Below are 12,672 nucleotides of genomic sequence, written 5' to 3' on the forward strand. Positions count from 1 at the left end.
GGATGTTATGTCACAAAGCCTTCAGCTTATTGCGGAGCTTAAACGTCAGTTAAAGCTTCACGGCAAGAGTTATCAACATGTGGCTCAAGTACTCAATTTGAGTGAGGCATCCGTCAAACGTTTATTCTCGTCTGGAAATGCAGTAACGCTTGAGCGGCTTGAAGCGGTATGCCAACTTATTCAGCTGGATATGGCGGAACTCTTTAGGCTGGCGACCAATCAACAGCGCCTGATCTCCGCCCTGACACTAGAGCAAGAACAGCAGATAATCGCAGATAAAGGGCTGCTGTTAGTTGCCGTTTGTGTTGTTAACGGTTATAGCTTCGAACAAATTACCCACCAATACACATTCACCGATACGGAGTTGATCCAGAAAATGGCTCAGCTTGATCGACTGAATGTCATTGAACTGTTGCCAGGTAATAAAATTAAATTACGGATCTCACCTAACTTTTCATAGTTATCCGGCGGCCCCATCCAGCAATTTTTCCAGCACAAGGTTAAAGAAGAGTTTTTCCAATCACGCTTTGATGATCAGGATGAAAAACTCGTTATGGCAACGGGCTTACTCTCGATGGTCGGCAATAATAAAATTCAGGCCCGGATGCAGCGTCTTATTACTGAGTTTTACGATGCTTGTCAGGACGATGGCGAGTTAGACATAAAAGATCGTCACGGCACCTCTATGGTCGTGGCAATTCGCCGTTGGCAATTCAAACTATTTGATGACTTTGAAGCAGAACCGCCTCAGAAGTAGCAACAAATACACCTTAAGGTCGCATATTATGCGACCTTTTTTATTGCCCTTTTCCTCGCTGATCAAACCCTGCATGCTTGCGCTCAACAGCCCGTAGTCAGTTTTACTTGACCCGTTCACAGAGGAGAAACCCATATGGCGACATATCAACGAATAAGATCAATGATTGCAGCGGTTTTCAATTTACCCGGTTTTACTGTCGCTTTTTTTGCGGCGATATTATTAAGCAGTCAGGCTTACGCAAGCGGCCTGTTAAAACCGCAAGGCAGCCAATATCAGGATTTAGAGATCAGAGAACACCATGTCGACGTCGTCATTGAAGACGGCTACGCGACCACGACCATCGATCAGGTGTTTTTCAACCCCAACAGTGATGAACTTGAAGCCCTGTACTCATTTCCCGTCCCCAAACATGCCGTTGTCGGTGAGTTCATTTACTGGATTAATGACCAGCCGGTTATTGCCGAAGCGGTAGAAAAGACCAAAGCGAAGCAGATCTACAACGATCAGAAAGCCCAGGGCAATGCCACCGCGCTGACAGAAAAAGACAGCTATAAAACCTTTGAGATGCAGGTTTTCCCGATTCAGCCTAATCAGACTGTAAAAGTACGTTTAGTGTATATGCAAGATGCATTGCTGGATCACGGTATTGGCCGCTATGTCTATCCGATGGAAGAAGGGGGCGTCGATGAGCTAAAAGCGGCATTCTGGCAGCGTAATGATGCGGTTGAGGATCGGTTCACATTTACTATGACATTACGTTCCAGCTATCCTATTGACGGGGTGCGCTTACCGAAACATCCTCAGGCACAAGTCCAGCAGTCCGGCAACGGTGTATGGGTTTCAAGCTTCTCCAATAGCGCCCAGAAAGCCGCTGCCGATGAAGAAGGGGCCACAGAAGGATCATATCAGACACCAACACAACAAATCGCCTTTCGACTCGATCAGGATATCGTGATCTACTGGCGTCATACCGAAGGATTGCCGGGCCGTGTTGATCTGGTGAGTTATCGAGATCCAAAGCAAAGCAATAAAGGTACATTTAAACTGACATTAACCCCAGGGGACGATCTTCCTGCCATCAGACAGGAGCGAAACTGGGTGTTTGTACTCGATAAATCAGGATCGATGTCAGGAAAGTACAACACCTTGGTAGAGGGCGTTCGTCAGGGGCTGAGTCAGCTTCCTGCAAGCGATATGTTTCGAGTGGTCACGTTTAATAATCACGCCGAAGATATTACTCACGGTTATCAACCTGTGGCTGACGAAAACATTCAGCGTATTTTAGCCAAAATTGAACAGGACGGCGTAAAGGGGGGCACTAACCTCTACCGTGGTCTTGAAGAAGCGGTATCCGAACTCGATGCCGATCGCCCGACGGGTATTGTTCTGATCACCGATGGTGTCGCTAATGTTGGCGTAACAGAAAAAGAGAGTTTCCTGAAACTGCTCAGTAAATACGATGTTCGCCTGTTTACCTTTATTATGGGAAACAGTGCGAATGAGCCCCTTCTTGAGCAGATGACCAAAGTCTCTAATGGTTTTGCACAAAACATTTCTAATTCCGATGACATTATCGGTCATCTGCTAAACGCGACCAGCAAGATCAATCACCAGGCATTACGAGACATAGAATTAAAAATTAACGGGGTAAAAGTGAAAGATGTCACACCGGATTCGATCAACAGCCTTTATCGTGGTGAGCAGCTCAATGTCTTTGGTCACTACTTTAAAGCCGGTGAATCACAGATCAGCTTAACTGCCCGCATTGGTAGTGAAACGAAGACATATCAAACCCGGGTCATTTTTCCCGAGACAGCCACCTCGAATCCTGAGCTTGAACGGATGTGGGCATTTTCAGCGATTCGCGATCTTGAACAGCAGATGATCTATTTAGGCGAAAAGGATGCTGATGTTGAACAGGCGATGCAAGACATTGCCATTGAATATGGTTTGCTAACCGATCACACCTCGCTGCTGGTGGTCGAAGAAGAGCTATTCAAACAGCTGGGTATTGATCGCAATAATAAACAGCGTGTTGAACGCGAACAACATGCACGGCAGCTGCGTAAACAGTCACAACCTGCAGAAAGGACAACAACAGAAGCATCTACGCGTGCAGATGAAGCGCAGCCTATGTTTACGTCTCCGGCACCAACACACAATAATAACAGCGGCGGCGGCAGTATTGGTTTTGGTGGTTTACTGCTATTAATGGCCATGATGGGTCTACGATGGCGCAGCCAATCTTAACCAGTAACTAAAGTAGAAAATGAAAAGCCCGTTAAACGGGCTTTTCATCTTGCTTATACCAAATACATTAATTATCTGTTTTGTATCGCTAACTCACTAAGTAGTGACGGGAATCCCCAGCCATTTTCACCGACAACGACGTTATCGCCGGAAAGGTATTCATAAATAGTCGGTGCCAGCGAGCCGTTGGCCACCGATTTTAGCTGTTCTCCCTGTCCGACAGGTTCACCCCAGAAACCGATAAAGGCATCTTTTTCCAGATAATGCTCTCCTGCATGGCGGCCCGGAACAATCGTGTTGTAACCAATACCTTCTTTAGGGAAAAGGTTAACGGTGCCGGCCCGATCTTCATCATAAAGATGAGCAAGCTGGTTAACCGAATCAGGCCTTGGTGTTAAACGGGTTAACTGCCGCCATTCAGCCTCATTACACCAGGTTTGATTATTCTTCCTTTGGGGTTCTGACAGGCATTTTTTGACTAACTGCTGCTTCTCATTCTGCTCTTGCGCTGATAATGAGCCGGTATACGGGTTGACGGCCTGAATATCAAGGAGGCGCGGCAAGTCAGTCTGGCTGGCGTTTGGCGATCCTTCCGCCTCTTTGGCCGAGCCGTAATAAAGACGGTCACCACTGCGCTTAATAATTTCGTCCAGACGTTTACCATCACGGTGAGCAACCAGACGGACATCACAAGCATTAACACTGCAATTTGTCTCGCGTACTACCAGGTAATCCAGTGTCTCTTCTAAGCGATTAGCAATCTCACTGATCATATCAATCGGTGTGAAATCTCTTGCCGCCTCTAAAGGTAACCACTTAACCAACTCGCTGTAGCGAGGCTGATATTGCCAACCTTGTGCAGAATTGAAAAAGTCCATCATAAAGTTACCGCCAGCCGTCGAGGCAACAACAACATCAACCTTTTTATTACTCGGATAATTTAACGCATTCGTGATCTTTGGGCCTTCACCTTCGTCAGATGAAATTTTCTTGATATTAAAAGAAAGATCCCGCTCTTTTTGAAGTTCAGCGAGAACCTGTTTTTCAGGGTTCAACGCGTAATAAACCGGGGTTAAACCATGATCCCCCGCCATTCCCCATAAGGTATTGTGATAAATACCGGCGTCTTTATAGGCATGACTATACTGCGTTAGCCAGTAGTCGAGTCGGTTGAGCTCACCGGTCGGGGAAATGATTTCATCACTGAACGGCCCTTTAAAATGGGCAAAATGATCCGGCCACGGATTATAGATCAAGACATAATCGGGCATACCGCCTTCGGCGCTTTCCGCCAGATCCCGGATCTTTTCTTTGATGAACTGCTTCTTGGTGAATTTCGTTATCGGAGTCCAGAGGCTGATCGTTTGATATTGCGTGATCTCTTCAATTAACTCAGCACGTTCTTTGATAACTTTTTTTTCTACCTTTGCCCGCAGGCTGATCTCCCGCAGGCAACGCTGTTCACCAAAATCTCGGAGCGCCTCACCGACAGCCAAATTGACCAGTCCGTCGTAACTTACTTGCGCATTCCAGTCATACTGAGCATTGCAGTTCAGGGTTTTCAAATAACTTAAACGGTCAAACATCGTTTGTACCTGGTTATCTTCCATCAAGCGATCAAGTTGGAGCGCATCATTTCCAAAGAAGTAATAGGCGCGGTCGAGCGTACGATCAACAAAGTGAAAGTTGGGAATACCCGTTCCACCCTTACCCGCAACATTCGCCCCCGTCATAATAATAGGCAGATTACGGACGCTGATGGTCGGTGTCGAAGAGATACCGTTTTCGGCAATGCTTCGCGAATAGTTGCTATAAAGCCCCTTAAAAAATGGCAGATACTGTGCGTCACTTTCAGGCGAGGTGGCGAGTACGGTAAGGAAGCTCAGTTGCTGCTGATGAGCGGGTGATACTGTTGGCGTTGTCTCTGGCTTATATTGGGTGTGATTTTTATGATTAAGATAAACGTGCTGAATAAAGGGGGTTTGCTGTTCACGGGTAAGGGCTTTAAGTAAACCTTGCTGCAGGCCATCGACCGTAATTTGAACCCCATATCTTTTGTTATTCTGACTGGTTAAAAACTGAATTAACTCATCGGGTCGATGGTTAAACGCATTTTTCATCCACGCATCAAAAGCATCGATACGCAGTTGCTCCAGTGCAAATTGCCGATAACCTTTGAGAGCATTCAGTCGGACAAAATCAATAAGCGTAACGGTGATCGCCTCCGCCTTATTGTTGATCTTGTCCGCGTTCTCCGGCTTAGCGTCATCAATGATCGCAACGATAGCGGATTTGATCTCACCATTTGCAATTGTCTGGCTGTACTGGGTTAATAGCTCAATGATCAATGGCTGAATTTTGTTGATGATGGCAATATCGTCTGGGTTTTTAATCAGGTATTGATACTGTTCGGGTAACTCATCACCAAACAACCATTTATCGTTGTTAAAAAGGGTATCGTAAATCGTCACCATTGAAGCAATTAGCTGTGAGTTAATTGCAATACTGTCATTTTTTTCACTTGCTTCAGAAATGGTATGCGGCGAATCATCGCCATCATCATAAGTAAACAGTGAGTGTTGATACTGTACTAACTCTTGCTTGCTATAGACTGACTTCAATTCACGCTTAAAGATATCGGTGTTTTCCAACCCGGTATATCTATCATAAAACAGATAGAGAAAATGACCCAGCTGAATAGCATAGCGGGGATTTGACAATTGGCTGATCACCCGCGCTTTTACCTTAGCTTCTACGGGTAGCGTTAAAATATAGGCATCAAGGGTCAGTCCTCCGATGGTAAAGAGTGCCGCGTCACGCGTTGTTGTTGCGGTACGGTCGATGCCGGCAACAATGTGTTCTTTAATAACCTGGGTTGAATTATAGAGAGCACCGATAACAGGAGCACTGCCAATATCGGCCAAAGCACTGCTACTGACAAACGCGAGAGAAAAAAGAGTAGACGTAAAGTTTTTAGTAAATTGACTATTCATTGCCACTCGATGCCGCTGAATTTGATGACGGATGATATATATCCAAATAGCTGCCTGACGAAAAGCTAATGAATTCTGCAGCTTGAATATTTGCACAGTAAACCAATTTCGGGTCGGGAGTAAATTGTTTGCTTATAAATGGGTGGCAGACTGAAAAAATAGTCGAGAAAATCGTTACGGATGAGCCCTTACGACGTTCCGGATCAATTGAAAAAGCAGGATAAAGCAAATTCTGAAGGGATTTTCGTCTATCATATCAACGAGCGAACGGCAGTATGAAGACTATTTACAGTGTAAATTTCACGAAGAGAAATAAAACAGCCCTCGCGTTATTTACAGTGTAAATCATGTGAGAGCAAGATTATAAAGGGGCTAATTCAAGGAGCTGTTCTTTGTAGACAATTTTACATGGCCCATGTTCCTGGCTCACATTCATCACTAATTTTTCTAATCGACAATTCACGCCAGTATACATATGGTTAAACGCCGTAATTGATACGGTCGTGCGTAACTCGTCATACTCGCTTTTCAAACAAGTGTAATGCGCTTTAAGCGATTTGATTTTCTCTATATGTCGGGTTCGCGTATCAATAACTTTCTGCACTAATTCTGCCGGACGTTGAGATGGTGGGATCTTCAACAGTTTCTGCTGCGCATCGCGGATTTTATCCATTTGCTCCCGTTCATGCTCAAGAGACTTATACGTATCAGCCAGCTGGCGACGCAACACATGATAATTATTGAACGCAGTAATTTCGGTATTTGTACCCGCAGTAGCGCCAATATTTACCGCTTTAACACTATAACCGGCAGTAATGCAGCCACCACTTAATGTACCATGGCGTTTTGACGGATCAACAACCGTCACTTCTCCTTGCGTTCGGATCTGGCAATGAAGCGCATGGAGCGAAAAGGCCACATCCTGCCCCGCATCAATCTCAACATACTGAGCAAACTTGGCGGAAACTTTTCCTCCCGCCTTGAGATAACAGGCCAGATCCTTATCTTTTTGCTGTTGCCTGCCGATAAGCCCGTCAGCAACAACAATATCACCGCCAGCCTTGAGTTCAGCGAGTTCAACCACGCCGCTGATCGTAATACTGCCTGTCGCGATCACCTTCATGCCAGGCATGACATCGCCATTAATCACCACACTGCCATCAAAATTAACATGGCCGGTACTGACATTGACCCCTTTAAGTATCAGGGCATCATCAACTTGCATGCCATTACCTTTGATGATCGGCATACCAGCTTTTGACGCTACCAGTAGGTTTTCATTACTGTCACTGATTTCAGTACCTTCACCCACATCAAAAGTGACCTCTTTACCCGGTACGGCCGCAAGCTCGTTACCAATAACATTAAAGCCCGCAAGACCTTGCGTGGCAGGAATACGGCGCATAATAGCCTGACTCGCTTTTACCGTAACCATCTCACCTAAATTTCGCATATCAACCCGGCCATCATCTGTCGCCTGTGGCCGTAATACACGGTGACTGGCATCTTCAACTAATGGCTCGAACTGGCTATCGAGACCATTCTCAGGTAGACGGCCAAAAGCAACTGGTAAGGTAAACTTCTCACCAGGATCCAACGCTTGAGCTGTAGCTAAAAGTTCCTGTAATTGATTTTTTCGAATACCTTTGATGATATGATTTTCTTTCAATGCCATAACCAGGGCATTGCCAGTCACAGGCGCCCCGCCATAAGCACCGGCAATCGTGATTGAGGCCGTCATTGAGTCTGCTTCAGTTTTGACCAAAAGTGTCGCATCTCTTTTTTCTGCGATAACAAGACTTGTCGGTTCAATAGCGGTGTCGTCTGATACCGGTGAATTTAAGATCTCCAGCGCAGATTCGATCTCGCTCTCAAACAGATAGAAGTTGCTTGCCTGATAATCAGCAATAGACGCATAAATGTCGCCACGTTTGATTTCCATCTCTGAACCTTGCTGCGGTTCCACAAGGATAGAAATGCTGTGACCATCTTGAGACAGCTGCAAAAGCTGTTGCGACATAGAGAAACTCCTTCCACTCTAGTGCGATATTTGAACCATAAGGGCGGTAATGTAAGCTAATGATTTTGGTCGAAATGCTTAGCACCATTTTAACCTATAGTTGGGCACTAGATGTAGAAGTGACTTCACACTTCAGATAGAGATGGTGAGATTTAATTAACTATATACTCAATATCATTGTAAAGGCATGGGTAGGGATCGACACCTTCTTATAATTGACTGCAAATATAGCTAAATAGTGGTTGAAATTCATTCACGCCAGACTTGCAGGAAACTAAACCGACTTCAACACACAAAAAAATGGGTAGAAATACTCCCAGATAAAATTAACTTTGGGTCACTATCTACTCATTAAATTTTATCTGAAAGTGGTCAGTGGATTGTTAAGCAGAATAACTAATTGAAAATAAACAGATAAATAACTAAAAAATTTACCAGTCAATGTTGGCACAATAATCGCTATGTATTAGGAAGATAACAATCTAGGGCCTCTGAATAAAACTTGTTGTTCTTCCCCCGATTATGACAGCAGGTTCAGTCCTTTTTAATGCCCCGAAACTCGGGGCTTTTTTTTAAATGATGTCACAAGCCAAAACCATCAGTTCTTTGTCTGTTAACCAATCATTTTGATGAAACTCATAGAGAAACAAACCTCTGCTATTAGCATCAGAACTCTGTTCGGTGAGATAACCATCAAGAAGCGGGATCCCTTGCAGGCTCAACTCATAAGAAGCACTCACATCCAATCGAGTAGCAGACTCCAGAATCATATTATTTTTACTCAAACGAACAACAGAGACTCTGGCACCCACCTCATAGAGATTTGAGTCGGTGTAGATTGCATGCTTACGAATACGTGCCGCTAGGCCACCATTATTCAGAGTGTAAGTCAGGTTGGTACGAAAAGAATGAACAGGTTCAAATAATTGCTTTAGCGCTTTGCTTTGGACTTTTACTAAGCTCATAACACCCCCTCGCGACAATCATTTCCTTATCTATGCTCAATAGCTACGATCAATAAATACGATCAATCGAGAATTATAATGTTCAGTCCAAACGGTCTCTAACATGACGATTCAACTTAAAATCCGAATAAAATGAACACCATAAAATAGATACCGCCCTAAGACCTTTAACTCTAGACTAAAATATTCAAATGGGTGAAGTTCATTGTTGATAATTGAGCGCGCTGCAAATTGTTTGATACAATTATAATTGCTCGGTTAAAACAAGCGTTTACTACAAGAGAGGGATTTACAGTGTAAACCAAAGTAATGAGGTTCCTAATTTACACTGTAAATATATAAGTAAGGAAAGCAGGAAGACATTAGAAAACAGAAAATTCAGCGATGACGTGTTGACCACGCTCTTGTAGAAAGTCCAGAAAACATTTTGGATGATGTGTTACTACACGTTCTAACGGAAAATTCACTTGCTTTAGCAAATGGCGGACATGGGTAAAATTACCAACATCGTCGGCAAAATGCGCATCGGAGCCTGTGGTAATTCGCCCACCCACTTCTTTGACAAAAGCGGCAATATCTTCACAGCGCAGTTCGCTTCCTTGACGGGAGCCACAAAGTGATGAGTTATTAATTTCAATCAACACATTATGTTTCGCCGCTGCGGTAATGACAGCTTCAAAATCAAAATCAAAATTGGGATTACCGGCATGACCAATTGCATGGACACGCCCAGACGCGATCATATTTAGCAGAGCCCGAGTGTGGGTTTCTTTATCAGCCGGACGAAACACAGGCTCATGAAAGCTGCCAATCACCCAATCAAGCTGCTCTGTAATACGCTGGTCAAGATCGATGTCACCATCAATATTGACCAGATTGGCTTCAACACCACGCAAGATACCCACCCCATGAAGAAAGCGAGGCAACACTCGCTGATTGGCAAAATGCCAGAAATGCGGCGCGCCAGGCATCGTTGGCGCGTGGTCGGTTACGCAAAACAACGCCAGGCCTTTTTGTGAAGCTGCCTGTGCATTTTCTAAAACCGTACTATAAGCATGACCACTTGAAATAGTATGAGTATGTGTATCAACCAAAAACTGCATAATATCTTTTTCCTACAATTAACACTGATATGATTGAGCAACGAGATCCCGTAATGCTTGTTCCGCACTTCTGCGGCTAGCATAGCCAAAATGTTGAACGATCAATTCCCAACTTTGCTTTTGCAGCACTTTTGCCACAGCCATTTCTGTGGCTGAATTTAACTGAAGTGAAGGCTGGCGAAGAAACTCACCTAGCCAGACTTCGAGACTCGCCACCGCCAGATCGTACCCCAAACCTCCGCGGATATAACTCATTAACTGTAACCTTACCATGGGTGACAAAACAACATCACTGAACGGACCATTATGGCAAGGTTCATCAGCACGTCGGTATGTGTCACGATGACAAAGGGAGTATTGATAGAGAGGAACAAAAATGTCTGCTTCAAGCATCCGGAATTGTTCAACACGCTGAACTAAAAAATTGGCCGCAAACAAAGCGACGGCGGTATCGAACCAAGACAATGAATCCGCAGATAAGGGCAATACGGCTAACAGCGAATGAGCACCGCTCGCAGCATCTTTCATGATCCCTAATCGAACCGGCGAATACCCCGCTTGCTTCCAGAAAGAAAGCAGCTCACCGACAACGCCAAAACTGGTACCCAAATAATCCAAAGACTGATCGTCAGCCCACCGTCTGACATGTGCTAACAAAGCCGTGCCGATGCCACGTTGCTGGCAATCAGGATGAACAGCGATTCTGAGTATACGTGCGCATCGTTGGCTGGCACCTTGAACTAATCCAATATGTGCGGCAATAGATTGCGCCAGTAAATGTCCTTTTGGACGACGTTTTCCCAGCATGATTTGTTCAGCAAACTGCGCATCAAAACCACCTTCAAGCGAGAGCAAACAGCAACCGACAATGTTATTTGTAGCCAAAGAGCCCTCCGTCTGTGAGTTTTTCGCAGTGCATGAGTCTGGACTTGCGCTACTGATTGGCTCCACAATCTCGGCAACGACAAGGTGCATTGCAGGATCGTCAAGCAACTGGCTGATATCAGACGGAGTCGTCTGATAATGGGCATTGACCAATAAACCAAACAACTGACTCAAACGCCGCTCGTCACCAATCAACGACTCGGTGGGTAATACGCGATATCGTATCTGACAAGATTCAATCGCAGTGGAAACATCGGCAGGCTCGGCTTCTAACAGCAACGCCTGAAACAGCCACTTTTCGAGTGGATCGTGTCGAGCCCAGCGGATCGGCTGGGATAAACTGAGCTGACGCCATTGCGGTGTATGGCGCTCTAACTGTTGACGAAACTTAATCGCAAATCCGCGACCGGTACCTTCATAGCCATGAATAGTCGTAGCAAAGGTAACCCGGTTATATCGAGTTAGCATCTGATTCAACAACGGTGCCGGTATCGCAGCCGCTTCATCGACAATCAAAAAATCTATCTCTGGCTTATTAGGCTCGTTCGTACCAGCCATGTCATTCTTAGATAATAAGGCATCAGGCGCAATAAACGTCAGCTCACTGTTTTGATATTTGAGATTATGCTGCTGCTGAAACGGAATGTTCAGGATTCGGGCTGCATGCGCAAACAAAGTATTGGCATTGGCAAAAGACGGGGAGGTGACGGCAATTTTGATGTTTCGCTCGCGCATCAAACTGGCTGCAGCAATGCCTAGTGCCGATGATTTTCCGCGGCCCCGATCAGCAGTAAGCACCAAAGGACGTTTTCGATGACCGGTTACAACCCGCCGAATCGCCTCGACAGCTTTATTTTGCTCCAGGGTTAAACACCCAAACGTCTCATCAAAATAGTCCTCATCGGCAATGCCTGGCAATGGCAGTAGTGGTAGCGAACAATTTAACTGCTCATCGACAAAACAAGCTGACTGTCGGATATGCAAGACATCAGATTGAGCGAATAAATGGGCTAACCGTTGAATGAACGGGAGCTGTGCCTGTGTGTCATCAAACCAAGCATGCGGAACCATTAACAATAACAATCCACCGCCGGTCACCGTGCCGGATAACGCCCCAAACGCATCCGCATCGAAACCATCATGCGCGTTATACACCAGGCAATCCGTTTCCTGTCCTAGCATCTTTTTTGCTTTGTTCAATGGCAGTGAGGCGATATGCTCTGGGGCATTATCGCCGGCCCAGAAAGGACGGTGATAGTGAGATAAAAAAATCTGACTGACCTCATTCGCCCAATTCAGCTCGCCATCTAAAATCACTAAATAACGGCAATTAGCCTCTTTTGCCCGGCCCGCTAACTGAGAAGCAAACTGATAAAGTTCCGACATGATGATACTCATTATACCAATTCCATTAATTATCTAACCATTCAGAACACCACTGGGAGTCAAGTTCAAGGATAGCGATTGATAGAAGAGTGGTTCTCTTTTGAAATCGCTAGACACAGAAATTGGCTTCCAGTGGTGTTCCCTTTGGGCGAGTTTAAAATGCTTTTATACTGCGTTAATAAATTTCAATTTAGAGCCACTAGATTTTCAATGTATCTCCTTGTCTAAAAGCATTTTAACTCTCGCTGAATTGGTCAGATAGTTAATGGATTTGGTATTTAACTACAACATCGCGATAATATACCCAAAC

At 45.0% G+C, this 12,672-nt stretch carries 6 protein-coding genes and 1 pseudogene; 2 read left to right on the forward strand and 5 right to left on the reverse strand.

Features of this window, described 5'->3' with window-relative positions; genetic code table 11:
* The first annotated feature begins 7 nt into the window (after positions 1 to 7).
* Both L4D76_RS15865 and L4D76_RS15870 read left to right on the forward strand, forming a co-directional pair.
* A pseudogene (locus L4D76_RS15865) lies at positions 8 to 757 on the forward strand (helix-turn-helix domain-containing protein).
* A gap of 135 nt (positions 758 to 892) precedes the next feature.
* Positions 893 to 3,010 carry a VIT and vWA domain-containing protein gene (locus L4D76_RS15870; protein ID WP_428441869.1) on the forward strand — a complete coding sequence of 706 codons (2,118 nt, stop codon included), beginning with the start codon at positions 893 to 895 and terminating at the stop codon, positions 3,008 to 3,010.
* A 71-nt stretch (positions 3,011 to 3,081) separates the two neighbouring features.
* On the opposite strand, the gene L4D76_RS15875 is transcribed toward L4D76_RS15870, so the two are convergent.
* From L4D76_RS15875 to L4D76_RS15895, 5 genes are all read right to left on the reverse strand, one after another.
* On the reverse strand, positions 3,082 to 6,003 hold the full coding sequence (locus L4D76_RS15875) for an alkaline phosphatase family protein (protein ID WP_428441870.1): 2,922 nt from the start codon (positions 6,001 to 6,003) through the stop codon (positions 3,082 to 3,084).
* Between the two features lie 361 nt (positions 6,004 to 6,364).
* Positions 6,365 to 8,023, reverse strand: coding sequence for a flagellar assembly protein A (locus L4D76_RS15880; protein WP_428441871.1), 1,659 nt, complete (start codon positions 8,021 to 8,023; stop codon positions 6,365 to 6,367).
* Between the two features lie 572 nt (positions 8,024 to 8,595).
* Positions 8,596 to 8,988 (reverse strand): hypothetical protein, encoded by a 393-nt coding sequence (locus tag L4D76_RS15885; protein WP_428441872.1) that lies wholly within the window; start codon positions 8,986 to 8,988, stop codon positions 8,596 to 8,598.
* 362 nt (positions 8,989 to 9,350) lie between these two features.
* Entirely contained in the window at positions 9,351 to 10,091 is a 741-nt protein-coding gene (locus L4D76_RS15890) for a phosphatase (RefSeq protein WP_428441873.1), read from the reverse strand.
* Positions 10,092 to 10,109: 18 nt separating this feature from the next.
* Positions 10,110 to 12,374: a tRNA(Met) cytidine acetyltransferase TmcA gene (locus L4D76_RS15895; protein WP_428441874.1), complete on the reverse strand. Its 2,265-nt coding sequence runs from the start codon at positions 12,372 to 12,374 to the stop codon at positions 10,110 to 10,112.
* Between the last annotated feature and the right edge of the window lie 298 nt (positions 12,375 to 12,672).

It is taken from the genome of Photobacterium sagamiensis (assembly GCF_050337085.1).
GTDB classification, from domain to species: Bacteria; Pseudomonadota; Gammaproteobacteria; order Enterobacterales; family Vibrionaceae; genus Photobacterium; species Photobacterium sagamiensis.